Source organism: Clostridium sp. Marseille-P7770, assembly GCF_902143525.1.
Lineage (GTDB): Bacteria > Bacillota > Clostridia > Lachnospirales > Lachnospiraceae > Pilosibacter.
Genome location: NZ_CABFVC010000005.1, coordinates 265,936 through 285,064 on the forward strand (window position 1 = coordinate 265,936; position 19,129 = coordinate 285,064).

Annotated in this window: 23 protein-coding genes; 3 read left to right on the forward strand and 20 right to left on the reverse strand. The window is 51.9% G+C overall.

Going from position 1 to position 19,129, the window contains the following annotated elements; genetic code table 11:
• Nucleotides 1-11: 11 nt before the first annotated feature.
• The 4 genes from FN001_RS13940 to nusB are packed head-to-tail and all read right to left on the reverse strand — an operon-like array spanning nucleotide 12 to nucleotide 2,892.
• Nucleotides 12-905, reverse strand: a complete 894-nt coding sequence (locus FN001_RS13940) for a polyprenyl synthetase family protein (RefSeq protein ID WP_142412259.1) — start codon at nucleotides 903-905, stop codon at nucleotides 12-14.
• Entirely contained in the window at nucleotides 889-1,122 is a 234-nt protein-coding gene (xseB, locus tag FN001_RS13945; protein ID WP_118298728.1) for an exodeoxyribonuclease VII small subunit, read from the reverse strand. The genes FN001_RS13940 and xseB overlap by 17 nt, the downstream gene beginning before the upstream one ends.
• 9 nt (nucleotides 1,123-1,131) lie before the next feature.
• Nucleotides 1,132-2,433 carry an exodeoxyribonuclease VII large subunit gene (gene xseA / locus FN001_RS13950; protein ID WP_142412260.1) on the reverse strand — a complete coding sequence of 434 codons (1,302 nt, stop codon included), beginning with the start codon at nucleotides 2,431-2,433 and terminating at the stop codon, nucleotides 1,132-1,134.
• A gap of 3 nt (nucleotides 2,434-2,436) precedes the next feature.
• Entirely contained in the window at nucleotides 2,437-2,892 is a 456-nt protein-coding gene (nusB, locus tag FN001_RS13955) for a transcription antitermination factor NusB (protein WP_021905440.1), read from the reverse strand.
• A 296-nt stretch (nucleotides 2,893-3,188) separates the two neighbouring features.
• Between nusB and FN001_RS13960 the strand changes: the two genes are divergently transcribed.
• The gene (locus FN001_RS13960) at nucleotides 3,189-4,028 is read left to right on the forward strand and encodes a hypothetical protein (protein WP_142412261.1); all 840 of its coding nucleotides are present in this window, start codon (nucleotides 3,189-3,191) and stop codon (nucleotides 4,026-4,028) included.
• A 63-nt stretch (nucleotides 4,029-4,091) separates the two neighbouring features.
• On the opposite strand, the gene FN001_RS13965 is transcribed toward FN001_RS13960, so the two are convergent.
• From FN001_RS13965 to FN001_RS14035, 15 genes are all read right to left on the reverse strand, one after another.
• The gene (locus FN001_RS13965; RefSeq protein WP_142412262.1) at nucleotides 4,092-4,475 is read right to left on the reverse strand and encodes an Asp23/Gls24 family envelope stress response protein; all 384 of its coding nucleotides are present in this window, start codon (nucleotides 4,473-4,475) and stop codon (nucleotides 4,092-4,094) included.
• Nucleotides 4,476-4,568: 93 nt separating this feature from the next.
• Entirely contained in the window at nucleotides 4,569-5,297 is a 729-nt protein-coding gene (locus FN001_RS13970; protein ID WP_142412263.1) for a SpoIIIAH-like family protein, read from the reverse strand.
• Nucleotides 5,298-5,458: 161 nt separating this feature from the next.
• A complete protein-coding gene (locus tag FN001_RS13975; protein WP_142412264.1) occupies nucleotides 5,459-6,088 on the reverse strand; it encodes a stage III sporulation protein AG in 630 nt (209 codons plus the stop codon).
• Nucleotides 6,042-6,554 (reverse strand): stage III sporulation protein AF, encoded by a 513-nt coding sequence (locus FN001_RS13980; protein ID WP_185911950.1) that lies wholly within the window; start codon nucleotides 6,552-6,554, stop codon nucleotides 6,042-6,044. The genes FN001_RS13975 and FN001_RS13980 overlap by 47 nt, the downstream gene beginning before the upstream one ends.
• Nucleotides 6,555-6,666: 112 nt before the next feature.
• Complete coding sequence (locus FN001_RS13985; RefSeq protein ID WP_142412266.1) at nucleotides 6,667-7,878, reverse strand: stage III sporulation protein AE; 1,212 nt, start codon at nucleotides 7,876-7,878, stop codon at nucleotides 6,667-6,669.
• Complete coding sequence (locus FN001_RS13990; RefSeq protein ID WP_142412267.1) at nucleotides 7,875-8,261, reverse strand: SpoIIIAC/SpoIIIAD family protein; 387 nt, start codon at nucleotides 8,259-8,261, stop codon at nucleotides 7,875-7,877. Before FN001_RS13990 ends, FN001_RS13985 begins: the two co-directional genes overlap by 4 nt.
• Nucleotides 8,262-8,273: 12 nt before the next feature.
• Nucleotides 8,274-8,468, reverse strand: a complete 195-nt coding sequence (spoIIIAC, locus tag FN001_RS13995; RefSeq protein WP_118298737.1) for a stage III sporulation protein AC — start codon at nucleotides 8,466-8,468, stop codon at nucleotides 8,274-8,276.
• A gap of 12 nt (nucleotides 8,469-8,480) precedes the next feature.
• Nucleotides 8,481-9,017 carry a stage III sporulation protein AB gene (locus FN001_RS14000; RefSeq protein ID WP_142412268.1) on the reverse strand — a complete coding sequence of 179 codons (537 nt, stop codon included), beginning with the start codon at nucleotides 9,015-9,017 and terminating at the stop codon, nucleotides 8,481-8,483.
• On the reverse strand, nucleotides 9,014-10,087 hold the full coding sequence (gene spoIIIAA, locus FN001_RS14005) for a stage III sporulation protein AA (RefSeq protein WP_142412269.1): 1,074 nt from the start codon (nucleotides 10,085-10,087) through the stop codon (nucleotides 9,014-9,016). Before spoIIIAA ends, FN001_RS14000 begins: the two co-directional genes overlap by 4 nt.
• Before the next feature lie 216 nt (nucleotides 10,088-10,303).
• Complete coding sequence (locus FN001_RS14010) at nucleotides 10,304-11,596, reverse strand: homoserine dehydrogenase (RefSeq protein ID WP_118298739.1); 1,293 nt, start codon at nucleotides 11,594-11,596, stop codon at nucleotides 10,304-10,306.
• A 281-nt stretch (nucleotides 11,597-11,877) separates the two neighbouring features.
• Nucleotides 11,878-13,125, reverse strand: a complete 1,248-nt coding sequence (locus FN001_RS14015; protein WP_142412270.1) for a DUF4272 domain-containing protein — start codon at nucleotides 13,123-13,125, stop codon at nucleotides 11,878-11,880.
• Between the two features lie 96 nt (nucleotides 13,126-13,221).
• Nucleotides 13,222-13,701 carry a 23S rRNA (pseudouridine(1915)-N(3))-methyltransferase RlmH gene (rlmH, locus tag FN001_RS14020; protein WP_118298741.1) on the reverse strand — a complete coding sequence of 160 codons (480 nt, stop codon included), beginning with the start codon at nucleotides 13,699-13,701 and terminating at the stop codon, nucleotides 13,222-13,224.
• Entirely contained in the window at nucleotides 13,698-14,201 is a 504-nt protein-coding gene (locus FN001_RS14025) for a GNAT family N-acetyltransferase (protein WP_118298742.1), read from the reverse strand. The genes rlmH and FN001_RS14025 overlap by 4 nt, the downstream gene beginning before the upstream one ends.
• Before the next feature lie 520 nt (nucleotides 14,202-14,721).
• Entirely contained in the window at nucleotides 14,722-15,420 is a 699-nt protein-coding gene (locus FN001_RS14030; RefSeq protein ID WP_118298743.1) for a response regulator transcription factor, read from the reverse strand.
• Nucleotides 15,421-15,565: 145 nt separating this feature from the next.
• Nucleotides 15,566-16,357: a helix-hairpin-helix domain-containing protein gene (locus FN001_RS14035; protein ID WP_243122029.1), complete on the reverse strand. Its 792-nt coding sequence runs from the start codon at nucleotides 16,355-16,357 to the stop codon at nucleotides 15,566-15,568.
• A 176-nt stretch (nucleotides 16,358-16,533) separates the two neighbouring features.
• Here FN001_RS14035 and FN001_RS14040 point away from each other — a divergent pair, with 176 nt between their 5' ends.
• A complete protein-coding gene (locus FN001_RS14040; RefSeq protein ID WP_185911951.1) occupies nucleotides 16,534-17,298 on the forward strand; it encodes a sulfite exporter TauE/SafE family protein in 765 nt (254 codons plus the stop codon).
• 13 nt (nucleotides 17,299-17,311) lie between these two features.
• Nucleotides 17,312-17,884 carry a GNAT family N-acetyltransferase gene (locus FN001_RS14045; RefSeq protein WP_142412271.1) on the forward strand — a complete coding sequence of 191 codons (573 nt, stop codon included), beginning with the start codon at nucleotides 17,312-17,314 and terminating at the stop codon, nucleotides 17,882-17,884.
• Between the two features lie 73 nt (nucleotides 17,885-17,957).
• Here the strand turns inward: FN001_RS14045 and bioB are convergent, their stop codons facing one another.
• The gene (gene bioB, locus FN001_RS14050; protein ID WP_142412272.1) at nucleotides 17,958-18,935 is read right to left on the reverse strand and encodes a biotin synthase BioB; all 978 of its coding nucleotides are present in this window, start codon (nucleotides 18,933-18,935) and stop codon (nucleotides 17,958-17,960) included.
• Nucleotides 18,936-19,129 lie beyond the last annotated feature (194 nt).

Sequence of the window (19,129 nt, forward strand, 5' to 3'; positions counted from 1 at the left end):
ATTTTTCTTCCTTAGTTTTTCCTGTTTACGAGCATTTCAATAATGTCATACAGAAATTCATTTTTTCCCGGCAGACCGGCAAGTCTTCCCGCTGCCCGGTCGGAAATCTCTTTGACATCCTGTTTTGCCTTCTCAAGACCTTCCAGCGTCACATATGTGGTCTTCTGATTCTTCTCATCGCTTAAAACAGGCTTTCCAAGCTCTTCCTGGGTGCTCGTCACATCGAGGATGTCATCCTGGATCTGGAATGCAAGTCCAACCTCGGACGCCATTGTCTCGACTTCCCGGATCTCCTCATCGGATGCACCGGCAAGGACTGCGCCGATCATCATGGACGCCTCTAAAAGTGCTCCTGTCTTTAAGCGGTAGATAAAGTCAAGTTTCTCCCTCGGGATCGCCTTTCCGGTCAGCTCCACATCGACGGTCTGTCCACCGATCATACCGTAGATCCCGGTCTTCTCCGCAAGGATCCCGATCGCACGTCCGACCTTCGCAGGGTCCGCTCCCATCGTGAATGCCTTTGAAGCCACCTCAAACGCGTAGATCATCAGTGCATCGCCCGCGAGGACCGCCATATCATATCCGTACGCTTTCCAGGTCGTCAGCTTTCCGCGGCGGTACTCGTCATTGTCCATACACGGAAGATCATCGTGGATCAGTGAGGACGTGTGGATCATCTCCATCGCCGCCATGAACGGCCCGATCTCCGGTCCGTTCCCGCCGAATAAACGGTATACTTCCCGCATCAGCAGCGGTCTCAAACGCTTTCCGCCCGCCTTCACGCTGTAATTCATCGCCTCAAAGATCGTCTTCTGGTGCCCGGTCTCCTCCGGAAGATAAGAATATACGACTGCCTCGGTCTCTGCGACCGCCTGTCTGAACTTTTCCTTAAAACTGTCCGTCATCTTTCGTTCCCTCCGCCTGATCTCCGCTCAAAACAAGGATCCTCTTCTCGATCATTTCGATCTTTTCATTGCAGCTCTTTACGAGCTTCATACCTTCTTCATAGTCCGCAAAAGCTTCTTCCAGGGATCCGTCTCCCTTTTCCAGCCTTCCGATGATCTTATCGATCGCCGCAAACGTCTCCTCTACATTCATCTTTTTTCTTGTCTCGTCATCCATAGTCTTTCCTCACTGCGACAGTTTTTCCTGCCCTGATGTCCTGATGTCATAGTTTTCCACGTTGTTCACGGTCGCTCCGATCCGTCCGTCCTTCACACGGACTGTGATCCGGCTTCCAGGTACTGCCTGTTCCACGGTCTCCAGACGCTTTCCGTCTCCGTCCGTGATAAATCCAAAACCATCGCTGATCTTCTTTAACGGGGAAAGTCCCCAGAGTCTGGCACTCTTCACCGCAAGATTTCTCTTGTCCGCGGCAAGTCGGTCCTTCATCTCTCTCTGAAGCAGCGTCTCAGCATTCTGAAGATCTCTTCTTGCCTCCTGCTGCCTCTGCGCGATCAGCCGGAGCAATGTATACTCCGCATCTGCCAACCGCTTTTTCTTCTCATTTAACTGGCTCTTCGGATCATAAAACCGAAGCGTCAGCATATCCTGCCTCAGCCTGCTCTTCGTCCGGTCCAGACATGTCGCCATCTCCTTCATCAGACGCTGCTTTCTCGCGTTCAGATCCATCTGGAACTGGAAATAGTCAAACACCGCAAGCTCAGCCGCCGCCGATGGTGTCGGCGCCCGAAGATCCGCCGCATAGTCCGCGATCGTCACATCCGTCTCGTGACCGACCGCCGAGATCACAGGCGTATTGCACGCAAAGATCGCTCTCGCGACCTCCTCCTCGTTAAACGCCCACAGATCCTCGATCGAACCGCCGCCGCGCCCGACGATCAGGACGTCCAGTCCCATCGCATCGAGCGTCCGGATCCCCTTCACGATACTGTCCTTCGCCCCGTCTCCCTGAACCAGAGCCGGGTATAAGATCAGCTGGACATACGGATTTCTCCGGTGCGCGATGTTCATGATATCACGGATCGCCGCCCCCGTCGGAGCCGTCACGATCCCGACCGTCTTCGCAAACCGTGGGATCGGCCGCTTATACTGCGGGTCGAACATTCCCATCTCTTCCAGCTCTTTTAAGAGTTTTTCAAATCTCAGATACAGGTCCCCGCGCCCGGAAAGTTCGATTTCTGACGCGTAGAGCTGGTATTTTCCGTCGCGCTCGTAGACATCCACGGTTCCTTTTACGACAACCTGTTGTCCCTCGGCTAACTTGAAGTTGAGACCGCGTCGCTGGCTTGCGAACATGACAGCCTGAAGTGTTCCGCCTCCGTCTTTCAGCGTGAAATAGATATGTCCGGAACTGTGATACTTACAGTTGGAAACTTCCCCCTTCACCGACAGGCGGCGAAGAAGGAAGTCCTGTGCAAACATATTTTTGATGTATGAATTTACCTGTGTAACAGAGTAAACACCTGCCATCGTTTAATTGCCTTTCTGGATCAGTTTTGCAAGGATACCGTTTACAAACGCCGGAGCTTCATCTCCGCCGAATTTCTTTGCGAGTTCAACTGCTTCGTTGATGGCAACCTTCTCCGGGATCTCCTCGTCATATTTCATCTCAAACACAGCAAGACGTAAGATCGTAAGCTCGACTTTACCCATACGTCTTGTTCTCCATCCCTCCGCGATCTCGTTGATCTTCTCATCGATCTCCGGGATCAGCTCCATGATCTTCTCGACGCGTTTTTCGAGGTATGCGCGATCCTCTTCTTTCTCAAACGGATCATGAAGGATCTCATCTTTTCCGTCCTCGCCGGTCACATCCTCCTTCGGCGCTTCAAAATATCTCTCTAACTGCTCTTCCTTCTCCTCTGCCGGGTAAAAATCCTGGCAGAACAGCATTTTAAAACAATGTTCTCTGGCTTCCCTTCTGGTCACTTTTCTACCTCCGTTTATCTGAACGGACCGACGGTCTTTTCCGACAGTCCGTGCTGCTCTGATTGTCACTCTCTCTGAACTGCTCTTTTGTGCCGCCATGTATCCCGAAAAACTGCCTTTTGCAGCTTCTGCAGATGTGAGCGCAGAACAGAGTACTCCTAATTTAGGATTATACATGAAAATGTATACTTTCACAAGTCCTTATGTGAGAGATGTTTTTTTTATCCTTATAATATGGTATACTCTTTCTGATCCCTTCAGAATTCCAAATTCCCCTCAGAAAGGAAAATAATACAATGGACAAAGTAAAATGTATGCCGTTCATCATCCTGTGCATGCTATTAACCGGATGCGGCAATAAAAATAATATTTCGGAGGAAGTCTCCACAGAAACAGCCGTACATACTTCCGAAATCGAATTAAAAGGAGAGACGGAATCCAGTTCTAAAAATGCTACAGAAACAACGGCAGAAAGCAGCTCTGAATCTGAGACAAAATACATTACCATCGACCTGTCCACAGTCAGGGAGACACATCCCACCAGTGATGCCGCCGCTCCTTTTGATTTAAAGATCGTATCCGAAGAAGAAAACGGTATCGATTTTGCAAACGAATGGTACGACAGTAAAGGATTATCCCTCCCCATGATCGGCACCGACTGGAACAACTTTTATGATGACAACTACCAGTACCTCTGGTCCGGCGAAGAACTTTATATTTTTGAGAACGGTACCGGAAACTGCCTGTATGTCTTAACCTATCCCACCGACAAATGGTACATCAACGGAAATAACGCCTGTCTAAGGGACGGAATCTTCTATGGAGCCAGCGTGACAAACGGCTATGCCCAGCCGGATACCTGTTTCATGTTCGCCTATGATCTGGAAGATAATAAACTCCTCTGGCGAAGCGCTGACCAGACTTATAACTCCATGAACTTTATCTTAAAAGACAATGTCATCCTCTGCGGATACGGCTTCACCTCCGAGGACGACTACCTCTATCAGCTTGATCTTCACACCGGCGAAATTCTCTCCCGCCTGAAACTAAAAAAACAGCCTGACCTACTCGTGTATCAAGATCATATGCTTTACGTCCATACCTACAGCTATAACTACACCATCGAAATAGAATAAGTTTGCCAAAAAGGGCAGGATCCCCAGTCTTCTGGGGATTCTGCCCTCACGCAGTCATAATCTTTACTTCTCCTCCATGCTGACCCCGGCAATCTTAATATTCACATCAAGCACCGTAAGCCCCGTCATGTTCTCGATCGCACTTTTAACCTTCTCCTGCACCTTCTCGCAGACATCCGGAATACTATATCCATACTTCAGGTTCAGCGCCATATTCACACTCACATGTTCCTCTGTCACTTCCACCTTCACGCCCTTGGAAAGATTCTTCATTCCAAGCTTTCCAACCAGCTCATTTGTGATATTTCCAGCCATGGAATCCACGCCCTCGACCTCAGTTGCTGCCAGGCCGGCAATAATTGCCACGACTTCATCCGCAATCCGGACTTCTCCGATTTTGTCCTTCTCATAAACCTTATGACTGCTTCTCTCTGTTTCCGCTGCCACAATAATTACCTCCTGTATATCAAAGATACTGTTATTATACCATTTTCTCCCCCTGTTGCATAGCTCTTTTTCTCATCCTCTGCCATGTTCCCATCACTCCTCCGCATCCAGCAGCGTGATCACGATCCCGTCCGCCCCGATCTCCGTCTTTCTCTTCACGATATCCTCGATCTGCGCCCGCTCCTGGTCCGTGAGCGATGCCGCGTTCACAACAACGTCCGCCTTCCCGTCCGTAATGCTGACCACCGGGTCCACAAAGCCCTTCGCCTTGAGAAGCGTCTCCGCCGCATTCTCCTTCTCCGAAACCTCCGTCAGACCGATCAGGTTCTGGATCGCCGTCTGCTTCTCCTCCTCCGAGATCTGGTCACTGTTGATGATCTGCATCAACGTCTCCTTGTTCTTCGCCCGGATCTGCTCCCTTCCAAGCTGAACCCCCGCTATGTACTCAGAGATCCCCGTTCCGCCTGTGAGCACCGCCTCGCCCGGATTCTCGATCCCCGCTGCCGCGGTCTCCTCCCCTGCAGCCTCAGATCCAGAAACCTCCGCACTCTCCGGCACCGCAGCCACCTCATTTCCATCCGGAAGCTTCTCTTCGCCGTCTCCGTCCAGACTTGCGATCTCCGTGAGACTTCCATCATCCACTCCGCTCTTCGCCTGATTCCCCGCCAGAATGTCCGAATCGGAAATGTCCATCACCCCCGCCTCGTACACCTCTGCCCCCGCCACTTCCTTCTTCGACGAGTAATTCAGGTATCCCGCCGCCGCGATCATGACTGCCAGTGTCGTGATAATGATCTGATTCCTTCTGAAGATCCGTTTCATCGCAAAACTCCTTCTTTCCCATACTTTCATACTTCCATTCTATGATTCCACGCCTAAAATATGCAGTCCCGGCAGAATACCGATCTATTTTCCCGGCACCATGCACTCATTCCGGACATCCGAAAGTTCCACAGCCGGATCCCGCCCCGGAGAATTTCTTCTCAGGATTCCCCTGCCGCCCGCTTCATCACCTTGATCTTGTTTGCCGGAAGCCCGAGGAGCGCCTCCATGGCCTCCGTGATCTCTGCCCGGATCACCGCGCTTCCTCCCCCGTCCGCGCTGATGATGATCCCTGAGAGTTCCGGCTTCACCTCCTTTTCCATCACCGGCGACTGGCTCTTCCCGTCAAGCACCGTGCTCTCCGACTGATCTTCCTCCCGTATGATCCTGGAACTCCCGGAATCCGCCCCGCTCTCCTCCGTCACCGAGGAGGTGCTGCTCTTATCCACATGCCAGACTCTCTCCTCCGAGGATTTTAAGACTACCATCACATCCGCCTCCCCGACGCCGTCCACACTCCTTAAAAGTTCCCGGATCCGCCGCTCCAGCTCAGCCTCGTAGGAAACACTCTCCGCCTTTTCTGCCGTCTCCGAACCGGCACTGGGATCCGCCGCACTCTCATCCCCCACATCGGCCAGGACCTCCGCCGCACAATTATTCCACCCGGGATCCGTCTTTCCGCTGTCCGGAAGTGAGATCACAAACAAAAGCAGTCCGGAACAGAATAAAAAGAGCACCTTCTCCTTATTTCCTTTTAACATCGACCTCAATGTCCTGTTCTTCCACTCCATAATACGCTCCTATCTTTCTTCTCACCGAGGCGATCCCCGCCCCGGTCTGATCCTGCCTGCCCCTGACCCCCAGCTTCACATAGCTGATATTCCCGGCTTCCGCCACATCGACCGAAACGCTCTCACATTCCAGCCCGTCATGCTCCGCCATCGACCGGATATCCGCCTCCGCCGCGGCCCGGTATCGCCCATAAAATTCCCTGATCCGGCGCTCATCTGCCGCCCCCAGCTCTTCCTTCAGCGTCCGGACATCATTCTCAAATGTGATCTTTTCAAAGATTCCCGCCATCGCCGTCTCCATCCCCGTGATCCGTAATACCGGTCCAAACGCCAGAAGAATCATGACCGCGCCAGCAAACAGCCGCAGATATTTCTCATATTTCGGATCCGGCAGAAGGTTCATGACCATCGTCACAAAGATCATGTAAAATACGATGTCACGCACCCAGTTTTCCACTGCTTTCATGCCGTTCACCTCACTTTTCCACCGCTGCTCACACCACTTCCAAAACATCCGTCTGATTTTTCAGACTTCCATACCCGCTCCGCATCTTCAAAACTGCACATTCTCATTTTGTTCATCCCGCATAATACACCGCGTTCGTCGAATAGCTGATCACCGCGATCGTCACGACGAACAGTGCCAGCGAGTACCCCACGATCTTCAGCAGCATCCCATGTCCGGCAGCATTCTGCGTTATACATGCCGTCAGCCGTTTGTCGCACACGGGCTGCATCACGGCTGCCGCCAGATAGTAAAGCACCATAAGGACTGTAAGCTTCACCATCGGAACTGCTGCCAGAAAAAGCAGGACTGCCACTGCCGCTGCTCCAGCTGTATTCTTGATCAGGACCGCCGATCCCAGAAGAAGATCAGAAACCACTCCGGCCCCTGCGCCGACCCCGGGGACTGCCTCGACCGCCCGCATGACCGCCGCGTTTTTCATGGCATCCGCCTGTGGAAGTACCAGCCCCTGGATCAGATGAAATCCCACAACGATCCCGAACATGGTCTTCACCGTCCACCCCACAACCTTTCCCAGAAGCTCCGTCATCACCGAGAACATCTCCTCCCGGAACAGATTTCCGACCAGGGAAATCACCATGTAAAGTTTCATGACCGGCAGAAGGAATCCGGAGACTACCGTCTGGATCACTCCGATGGCTCCGATCGTAAACCCGCAGACCGAGGCGGATGTCACCGCCCCGCCCGCCATCGTCACTGCAAGAAAGTAGGCCGGGAGCAGCACTTTCATGAATCCCAGGATCTCCCCCGTCGCCTCCTCCGCGATCCGGATGCTGGAAAAAAAGCCAGCCGCCAGAAAGGTCTGCACACAGATGCAGATCACATAAAATCCCGTCTCCGACAGCTGGCCGGAGCCAAAGATCCCAAAGAAACCGGAGCAGGCCGCCCCGCACAGGGACAGGATCAGGATCTCCGCGAGAAATGATGCGTTTGTCCTGATTTCCGAAAATAACGCGGAGGCGATCCTGTCTCTTCCATACAAAAAGATTTTCTCCATGTCCCCTGCCTGGATCATGTTCATCAGTTCCCCAAATGTCATTCCCGCCGTTTTCTGTTCCCCGATCCGGTCCAGATAATTCTCGATCTCTGAAAGATCAAGAGCCGTACTCCCCGCATCCTGTGTCCATACTTCCTTCCCGGGATCCCCCGGCTCCGCCGCAAATGCGGGAATTGTCCTAAAAAAGTTCCCCGCAAAAAGCCCCATGATCATGAGCATGAACCGGATCAGCACCGCAGATCCCCTACGTTTTCCCGATCTTTTCATTCCATAAACACCTTCAATGACTCCACAAGTGACAGAACGACCGGTGCGCTCACCGCCAGGATCGCGAGTTTTCCCACCATCTCCACCTGTGTCCCCACCGCCGAATATCCCGCATCCTTACAGATCCCAGACGTGAACTCCGCGATGTAAGCGATCCCCGCCATCCGGAGAAGTGTTGTCAAATACACATGCCGGATCCGGATCCCGTTTCCGATCTCCCGCAAAGTCTCGAGAAGGACTCCGAGCTTTGCAAGTCCCAGAAATCCGATCCCGATGGATGCCGCCAGAACGAGATAGACCGCGTACTCCGGCTTCAACGGCTTCAGCTGAGCCGCAAACAGGATCGCCGTAAGCCCCAAAAGCGCCGCCTGTACCACAGACATAGTCATTCCCCCTCACAGTGAAAACAGGTTTTTGATCGTCTCAAACAATTCATAGATATACGGTACGATCCAGAACAGGACCAGAATCAGACCCGCGAGACTCGTGAGAAATGCCTGGTCCTCCCGCCCGCTGTGCTTTAAAACCTGGCACATCACCGAAACCAGGATCCCCACCGCCGCGATCTTAAAGATCAGATTTACCCCCATGTTTCCCCTCCTTTACGCAAAGAGCACCAGAATGAAAAGTCCCGCTGCCATTCCAAGCGACCGGTAAAGCTTCGTCCGGCTCTCCGTCTCCTTTTTCAGGAAAGCAAGCGAGTCATCCGCCTGTTCCAGATAGAAAAGGATCGTCCGCTCCTGGGTCGTTTTGTCCGCATATCCGAGATTTTCCCCCAGCGACCGGAGTGCCTGAAGATCCTCGTTTCTCATCGGCAGATCCTCCGGAAGTCTGTCCAGCTCCTCTTTCCATATCTCAGAAAATGATTTTCCGCGTTCTTCCTCCATCCGTTTTTCCACTCTCAGGAAAAAAAGCCCTGCTTCCGCTTCCATCCCGCTTTTCTCGTCCGCAAATCGTGTTCCGACTTCCTTCAGAGCCTCCGGAAGCGTCTCATTCGAGTAGAGGATCCGGCTCTTCAGATAGACCATCATCTGACGGAAGAGCAACAAGATCTTCACCCGCGCTTCCCACTCCCCCGCCATCAGAAAACCGCCCGCCACCACCGCTGCCGCCATGCATAAAAGTCCCACATATTTCATATCTTTTCATTCTCCCATTTTCCGGTCATCCTCAGCTGAGATCGGTAACTGAATGCTGCCGCTGCATACCTGTCTTCACAGGCGCTTTTCTCTCTGCATTGACATACAGATTCATCATAGATCTCCGCCACAGTTCCAGGTATCGGTACCCCAGTGAGGACCACATATCGGGAAAATATCTTTTCGCCCACGATGTCTCTCCACGCCGGACGTTTCATGATGTCCTCCATGTCCGCTCCATGGACCGTGGCGAGGATCCGGCACCCGCATTTCATCGCGTATTTCATCGCCCGGATCTCCTCCTCCCCACCCGCTTCGTCGACCGCCAGTACCTGCGGTGCCATGGAGCGCAGCATCATGAGCATGCCCACGGCTTTCGGACAGCCGTCCATCACATCCGTCCGGGGACCGAGGTCACACTGCGGGACCCCGCCAAAACAGGCCGCGATCTCCGAACGCTCGTCCACCACGGACACGTTTTTCCCGGATCCCCATGATCCCCCGCTGGAAAGTTCCCGGATCAGATCACGCAAAAGGGTAGTCTTTCCGGCTCCCGGCGGGGAGATCACCAGCGTATCAAGAAACTCTTCCCCTGACAGAAGATGCGGCAGCACGGATTTCGCGCATCCTTTTATCTCGTGGGCGATGCGGATGTTTAAGGATGAGATATCCCGGACTGTTTTTACATGTCCGGACTCCACCACTGCTTTTCCCGTGATCCCGATCCGATGTCCGCCGCGGATCGTGAGAAATCCCTGGCTGATCTCCCGCTCGTAGGCATAGAGGGAATGTCTGGAACAGATTTCCAGGATCCCGCGGATCAGTTCCTGGTCCGCAGAGACCATGCTTTGTTTTCTGTTTTTTTTTAACAATTCCCGCTCTTCAGACAATTTCTGTTCTTCTTCCCCGCAATTTTCCATCTGTCCACAGCTTCCATCCGAAAAAAGGACGTTTTCCCCGGTTTCTGTCCATATCATCACCGGTTTTCCCGCCCGGATCCGGATCTCCCGGATCGCTTTCCCGTCCGGAACTGCCTGTTTCAGCAACCGTTCAAACGTCTCCGCATTCATCCTGCTCCCCTTTCTGCCTGTCCGTTTTCCCCGGAATTGATACAATATATGAGTGTACCGCCGTTTTATTCCCGGCTTCTCATTTTCCGGGGAAAATCATCTCCACCAGTAACTCCCGCGCAAGCGCGGACTTTGGCTCGTTGTTCGCGTAAATAAAAAAAACATACTTACCGGTCAGACTCAACTGACCAGGCAAGTATGCTTTTTGTTGATGTATTAATCCCCGTAAACCCTAATGATCCCGGAAACCTCCCGCAATACAGACATTCCTTTCACGATCATCAGCGCATCGTTGAAATGTCTCTCCAGCACGGAATCCGTGATCACAACGAGCTCCGCAACTCCGTCTCTCGCACGTTTCTGTACGACCTGGGCGATGCTTACATCGTTGTTTCCGAGAACTCCCGCGATATTCGCCAGAGCGCCCGGCTTGTTCGCAACCTGAAGGCGGAGGAAATATCTCGATCTCGTCTCCTCGATCGGTTTTACCGGATAATTCTTATATGCAACGCCGCCGTTCCATCCACAGTTGTCATGGACGATATTTCTCATGACAATGATGATATCACCCATGACAGCGCTGGCCGTCGGCATCTTTCCTGCACCGCGTCCCATGAACATCGCGTCATCGCAGGCCTCACCATGGACAAACACTGCGTTGAACGAATCGCGGACTGTCGCGAGCGGATGCTGCTCCGGGATCAGCATCGGGTGAACCTTGACCTCGATCTCATTGTTCACCAGCTTTGTGACACCGAGAAGTTTGATCACATAGCCGAATTCCTTTGCATAGCGGATGTCATCGGAGGTAATCTTTGTGATCCCTTCCATGTAGACATCTTTGAATGTCACCTTGGAGTTGAATGCCAGGGAGGACATGATCGCGATCTTTCGGCCCGCATCGTAACCTTCCACATCAGCCGTCGGATCCGCCTCCGCGTAGCCAAGTTCCGTCGCCTTCGCGAGCGCTTCCTGATAATCCATTCCCTCTTCCGACATTTTCGTCAGAATGTAGTTCGTGGTCCCGTTGACGATTCCCATGATCTCCGTCAGCATACTTCCTGCAAGACTCTGCTTTAACGGCCGGATGATCGGGATCGCACCGGCAACGGCAGCCTCAAACTGGATATCGCATCCATTATTTTCCGCAAGTGTCAGGATCTCCTGTCCGTACTCCGCGAGCACATCCTTGTTTGCCGTGACAACCTGCTTTCCTGTCTCAAGCGCCTCCACGATATAAGTTCTCGCCGGCTCCACGCCGCCCATCAGTTCGATGACCAGCTGGATTTCATCATCTTCCAGGATTTCCTTCCAGTTGTCCGTCAGGACCTCCTTCGGGATTCCCGGGCGCTCTTTTTTTGTGTTCCTCACCAGGACCTTCTTGATCTCCAGATTAGCTCCCGTTTTCTGAAACATCTCATCCTTTAACATCTCAGAGAGCGCATACACTCCGCTTCCAACCGTTCCGGCACCGAGGAGCGCCGCTTTGATCACCTTTTTCTCTCCCATGGTATTTTTCTCCTTTATCCCGGTCTTCCTTTCCCTGACCAGCGATCAGAAAAGTCTTCGGTTTTCTTTCCACATCTTTCTCCGGTCCGGATACAGGATCCGGTATCGACAGCGTTTCTGTTTCGCTTCCGCTTCATGACCGCGCAGCGTGGACATTTGTCTTTATCGCAGTGCCGTAATTATACTACAACGTGCTAAAAAAAGCAAGAAAAAAAGCGCATCACAGTTTCCTGCAATGCACTCGTTTCATTACTGTTCACGCCCACAGTTCGCTCTCTTTATCATGTATCCACCGGCACATGATCCCAGTCCGCCTTTTCCCCGACCCCCACGAGCCAGTTCAAAGCTTTATGGCGCTCAAAGACCACGCCGCCGTCCATCCCTGCCGGCGTCGGAAGATCCCGCATCCGCGTATCGGTGCAGGCCCAGTCCAGACAGAAGATCATGTCACAGGCATCGAGAAGCTCCTTCGGAGATCTCGGTTTTGCCGCATCCAGGATCTCCCGCATTGAATGGAACGATGTCAGGATCCGCGCAGCTTCCGCCACGTCACAGAAATGATCCGGGAAATCAAGCGGTCCCTCGATCAGCCCCAGCGCCCACTCCATCACATGCAGATTTTCGTACTGCCAGGAGTAAGAGATCTTCTCCGATTCCTTCGGCTCCTCATCATGCAGATATTTCCATTCTTTCGGCGAGAAAAAGTCCTCCGCACCGAACTCACGGATCCTTTTTCCGATAAATTCAAGCGCCTCTTTCTGGTCCATCTTCGCAGCAAGCATCGCTTCGGAGAATGCCGCCACGAGAAGAAGTGCTACCGCACGGGCCGCGATCTCATAAGGTGTCCGGCAGTCCGCCTCCGCCTCTGTTTCCAGAAGTGGATAAAATACCGGAACATACACTCCATGAGCCTCAAATTCCCTGCGGTTTCCCTCTCTCCTGTTCAACTGCTCTGCCTCGATATCATTTCCCGGGACATATCCAACCGACTTGTAGGGCAGAAACCGTTCCATCTCACTGTTTCCGTTTCCATCCAGGATCAGCTTCTCCATCCCGGATGCGTCCAGACAGTAAAATCCTCTCTTTTCACCCCGGAACGCCATGACAGCCCGAAGAGTAGAAAGAACGCTGAACAGCGTCTGCTCCATATTTCTCTTTGCAGACTCCTCTTCCTCTGTCAGGAATTCGGACTCCTCCCCCTCAAATGTATAATCCACCGAAACGATTCTCTCGGTTCCCTCCAACTGATAAAGAAGATTCGTCTTCACATCCACCGCGGCAGTCTCAACTCTGGAAAAATGCCCACGCGACCGGTCTGACCAGCCACGGACAAGCTCCTGTTCTTCGCCGCCCGCACTCTCACAATACACCCGGATCGTCACGTCCAGATCCCCGTTATGAAGTTTCAGGTCCGCATCATGAACACTGCCCGGAACGTCAAATGCGTCCCGCAGGCATTTCATGATCCGCTCCGGTGAAGGTTCCTTACAGAAAAGAAGGATCTTCCCTGCGTTCTGTTCCTCTGTCACTCGTTTTTGCCTCCTTGTTTCAATCCGCAATCACTGCTGTCTCATGCGGAATTTTCGGTTCGGAATATCCTCCCCGTGAAAAGTAACAAATACACGCTATTTATGGTAAGGTTCTCCCTGAATGATCCGGTAACTCCGGTAGATCTGCTCCAGAAGAATGACCCGCATGAGCTGGTGCGGGAATGTCATCTTTGAAAAGCTCAGCTTGTAATCGGCCCGTACCAGGACTTGGTTCGAAAGACCCAACGATCCGCCGATGATAAACACGATCTGGCTGATCCCGGACACACCCCATTTTTCTATTTTTGCCGCAAGCTCCTCAGAATCCAGCATATTTCCATTGATCGCGAGAGCAACGACAAAACTTCCGTCCTTGATATTGGAAAGGATCCGTTCGCCTTCTTTTTCTTTGATCTGCGTCTCCACTGCCTCGCTGGCACCGTCCGGCGTCTTCTCATCCGCAACCTGGATGATCTCCAGCTTGCAGTACCGGCTCAAGCGTTTGGAATATTCCGCAATCGCATCCTGGAAGAATTTTTCCTTGATCTTTCCGACCGTGATCAGTGTGATCTTCATGATTCCTGCGCTCCGAATTCCAGGATCATGTCATACCAGACTGCCCCGCCGTGGACAGACTCGGACACGCCCATATTTTTATATCCGAATTTCGCGTAATAGTGAATCAGGCGGTCCTTGCATGTGAGGATCAGACCTTTTCTTCCCTTATTTTTCGCATCCCCGATCATGTGGTTCATGAGATCTGCCGCGATCCCCTGACGCTGGTAATCCGGGAGCACGTCCAGACCGAAGATGGACTGGTATGCTCCATCCGTCTTGTGGCAGGCGGAATTTTCGTACATCTCGTCACAGATCGTTTTAGAATCCGTGGCACAGCCGTTGATGAAGCCGATGATCTTTCCCTCTGATTCCGCAACGAAAAAGCATTCCGGGAATGCCGCAATACGGGCTTTAAAAGATTCTCCAGTCGCTGCCTCCGCGGCAGGAAAGCAAATCGCCTCCACCTCGGTGACTGCCGCAAGGTCCGACGGACGGACCGGGCGAATTGTGTATGTCATAGATGTTTTTCTCCTTTTTGATACAACTTGGTTTTGCTGGTTACTCCGCGGTGGGAGCCCTATAGGTCCAGCTCACACAATTTTTGCTTTTGTGCAAGCACAACGCTTTCTTGCTGCTTACTCCGCAGTGGGAGCCCTGAATCGGGGCAAGCCCCGACTTAGGGCTCGCGGGCATTCGCCCTATAGGTCCAGCTCGTATAATTTTTGCTTTTGTGCAAGCACAACGCTTTCTTGCTGCTTACTCCGCAGTGGGAGCCCTGAATCGGGGCAAGCCCCGACTTAGGGCTCGCGGGCATTCGCCCTATAGGTCCAGCTCGTATAATTTTTGCTTTTGTGCAAGCACAACGCTTTCTTGCTGCTTACTCCGCAGTGGGAGCCCTGAATCGGGGCAAGCCCCGACTTAGGGCTCGCGGGCATTCGCCCTATAGGTCCAGCTCGCATAATTTTTGCTTTTGTGCAAGCACAACGCAAAAATTATGCGAGCTGTCCCTGCACTGCTCATTGCTATGCACGGACATCGCTATGCGCGAAAGAAGTACCCCACGCCCCACTTGGTGTGGACGTATTTGGGGTCGCTCGGGCTTGGTTCGATCTTTTCGCGGAGTCTTCTCACATGTACGTCCACGGTGCGGACATCTCCGTTTACCATGGCCTTATTGCCCCATACGTACTCTAACAGCGTCTCACGGCTGTAGACCTTGTTCGGATTCGTGACAAGAAGTTCCAGAAGATCGAATTCCTTCGCAGTCAGGTTGATCTCCTTGTCCTTGATGAAGACTCTGCGGCTCTCTCTGTCGAGCTTTAAGTCGCCTTCTGTCACCACACTCGATTCCTGACGTTTCGCGCCGCCGTTCTTCTTATTATTTCTCCGGATGATCGCCTTGATCCGCGCTTTTACCTCAAGAATATTGAACGGTTTCGTGATATAATCGTCCGCTCCGTACTCCAGACCCAGGATCTTATCCATATCGTCTCCCTTTGCCGTCAGCATGATGATCGGCATCTCTGAAAATTCCCGGATCGTCTGGCAGACCTCAAATCCATCGTGTCCCGGAAGCATGACGTCCAGAAGTACTACATCGTACTCCCGCTCTTTTGCCCTCTCGATCGCCTCATCGCCGTCGTAGGCGCAGTCCACCTCATATCCATCCTGTTCCAGACTGAAGCGGATTCCCTTCACGATCAGTTTTTCATCATCAACTACCAGAACTCTTGCCATCTTACTCCTCCATGTTATGCTGTGATCGATAACAGCTCCCATCAATCCCTGTAACCGGATCTGCCATTTTTCCTTTCCCAATGCAGGATCCGCAAACCTGTTTTTCTGATCTGCTGTCTCTCTTTATGATGTTTTTTCAGTTATACTATACTGTAATACTGTCTTTGATCTTCTGGAATCCGGCTTCCTTGATCCCGGAGATCTTCATGATATCTTCGATCTTCTTAAATCCCCCGCTCTTTTCGCGGTAGCGGATGATATCCTCCGCCTTCGACTCCCCGATGCCCTTTAAGGTCATCAGTTCCTCTTTCGTCGCTGTATTCAGGTTGACAAGTGAAGAAGATCCCGACATCTGATCCTGCCCGGAATTTTTACCTGCTGACGTACCGCCTGCCGGAAGCGATGCAGCTTCTTCCTTATTATAGATCGTGATCTGCATCCCGTCACTGACCTTCGACGCGAGGTTGATGCTCTCACGCGCCGCATTCTCCGTAAATCCGCCTGCGGCATCCACCGCCTCGTAGATCCGGCTGTCCTCGGAAAGCTCATACACGCCGGGATTTGCAACCTCTCCGCAGATATACACATAGATCCCTGCTGCCTTCGAGTTATCCACTTCCACCTGCGTTTCTGAAGGACTTTTCCCCGTCCCGGTTTCATTTCCGGCTTCCCGGGATTCCCAGACGCCGCTCTCACTTTCAGTCTGCGGATTTTTTTCTCCGTCAGAGCCTGATGGATCCGGGAGCAGCCCAACATTTTTTTCAGAACCACGCTTCTCTTTTGATCCCATGAACTCCTTCTGCGACCCGCTCATGACGACCGCCCCGGAATCATCCAGCTCTCTGCTCCCGTTCTCTTTCTTTGTCATCCCAAACAAAAGTCCGGCTGCGATCAGAAAAGCCGCAGCCGCCAGAATTTTCTTCTTATTATCTTTCATATGTTTCCCTCCTGAATCTTCAGGGGGATCGTTCTGCCTGATTCTATTTTACCGAATCATAAAGGCAAAAGCAAGAGGCTTTTCTTCTGTCATTTTCCTTCATTGCATTTCCCACCATTTTATGCTATATTTGGCGAAAGATCTACAATATTTACTTTCTAAGGGGAATTACTGCTATGGAATTACATCTGATCCACTTTCTGATCATCTGCCCGCTCGTATTTCTCGCCGGATTTGTCGACGCGGTAGCCGGAGGCGGCGGTCTGATCTCGCTTCCTGCCTATCTGATCGCGGGCTTTCCGGTCCACTTCGCGATTGGAACGAATAAGCTGAGCTCCGGCATGGGAACTCTGATCGCAACCGCAAAATATGCCAAAAACGGCTACATTGCCTGGAAGAACGCAGTTCTCTGTATCATCACTGCTCTGATCGGCTCTTCTATCGGCGCAAAACTTGCCCTTCGGTTAGATGACTACTACTTTAAACGCCTGATCCTTGTGATCCTGCCGTGTACCGCTCTCTACCTCATGTTCGGAAAACCGTTCATCGGAGAAAAAGAGGCATTCCCGCTCCGCAAAATGATCCTCTTCAGCGCATTTATCGCCTTTGTCATCGGCATCTATGACGGCTTTTACGGTCCTGGAACAGGAACCTTCCTCCTTCTTCTCCTCACCGGCGTTGCCCACATGGGCCTCAAGGAGGCGAACGGGATCACAAAAGCGATCAACCTGACAACAAATCTGACTGCGCTGGCGGTCTACCTGATGAATGGCAAGGTGATTTTTCTTCTCGGTCTTACTGCCGGCCTCTTCAGTATCGCAGGAAACTATCTCGGTGCAAAGTGTTTCGATAAAGGCGGTGCAAAATTCGTAAAACCGCTGATGCTGGTGGTCCTCGTGATCTTCTTTGTGAAAACACTGAGTGAGATCATGGCAGGGTAAAGGAGCATTGTCCATGAATTTGATCCAGGATCAGGAGATTCTGATCTCCGTAAACGGAATTGTGAAACAATTTTTCTTTTCACCTGCACTCCCGGATGATGCATCCGCAATCCTTTCCCTCTACCGGTCCCACATCGGCAGAGAGTTCTGCGCCTGGACGGATGACTATCCGTCTGCTGATACGATCCGTTTCGATCTCGCCAGAAATTCCCTGTTCTGCTTAAAGACAACGACCGGGCATGATCTCGCCGGAGTGATCTCCTTCGACGCCGATCCGGAGACCGATATCCTGGACTGCTGGTCGAAAGAACTCGTTCCGTCCGTTGAATTTGCCCGGGTCGCTGTTTCCCTGAATTATCAGGGCTGCGGAATTGCCGGAAGGCTTTTTACCTGCGCTATGGAGGAAGCCAAAAGGCGTGGTTTTCGTTCCGCCCATTATCTCGTCGCAAAGACGAACGAAAAGGCGCTCCGCGCGTACCGAAAGCTGCAGTTTTCCATGGTCGGTGAATGTGTATATCATGGTGTGGATTACTGGTGCTGTGAAAAAGAACTTTCCTTGATAGCTCAAAAGGCTGCCCGCACATAATGCAGGGCAGCCTTTTCTAATCTGTACTTTCTACTTTTGGACAACGTATGATTCCAATCTCCTGATCCCGGTATTATTTCATATACTCCGGTGTCACATTTCTTCCAAGATCCTCTAACATCTTCTTGTCACTGCGGATCGTCGCACATGCAACCGTTGTCAGCATATTTCCTGTGATCGTCGCGGATGCTCCGGACTTGAATGCGGTCTCGCCGTCGTTTGTGAGAAGTGCGCGGCCTGCTCCAAGACGGATGTTTGCCTCCGGGTTGATGTAGCGGAAGAACGCAACCGTGCGGAGAATATCATCCTCGGAGATGCGCTCCAAATGCTCAAGCGGAGTTCCCGAGATCGGCATCAGTGCATTTAACGGGATGGAATCGATTCCAAGCTCTGCAAGGCTTACCGCCATGTCGAGACGGTCCTCCCAGGTCTCTCCCATTCCGATGATACCGCCGGAACATGCACACATTCCTTCCGCCTTGATCATCTTTAAAGTATCGATCTTCATATCATAAGTATGCGTCGTGCAGATGTTCGGGAAATTTCTTCTGGATGTCTCAATATTGTGATGATAGCTTGTAACACCAGCCTCGTGAAGTCTGTGGAGCTGCTCCGCACTCACAAATCCCATGGATGCGCAGAGGCCGATCTTACATTCCTTCTTCATCGTCTCATAAGCATGGATCGCTTTCTCAAACTCTTCTCCGGTCAGTGCCTTTCCGGATGTCACGATAGAGAAACGGTCAACACCTTCCGCCTCATTGACACGGCACATCTTCACGATCTCTTCCTCCGGAAGGAAATCATAAACGTCGCAGTTTGTATGATGATGAGCAGACTGTGCGCAGTACTTGCAATCCTCTGGACATCGTCCGCTCCGTCCGTTGATAATAGAACAAAGGTCTACCTTATCTCCCACACATGCCTTGCGGATCCGGTCTGCTCCCTCACAGAGCTCCTTCAGATCGCATGTCAGAAAGAAATTCAGGTCATCCTCTCTTGTGATTCTTCTTCCGTCGATAATCTCCTGTGCCAGTGTCAGTGCGTCCATAATGTTCTCCTTTTCCTGATCTTATCCTGCCTGCCGCAAACCTCTTTTACAGTCAGCAGATGTATTATTTCGTTGTAATTCCAGAGCAGATTTTCCCACTTTTTTCGTAGGATTTTTCTCATTTCTCTCACATCTGCCCAAGTTTGATTGTAAACTCTTTTGTCACGTTATAGTTTACAATTATATGGTAGATT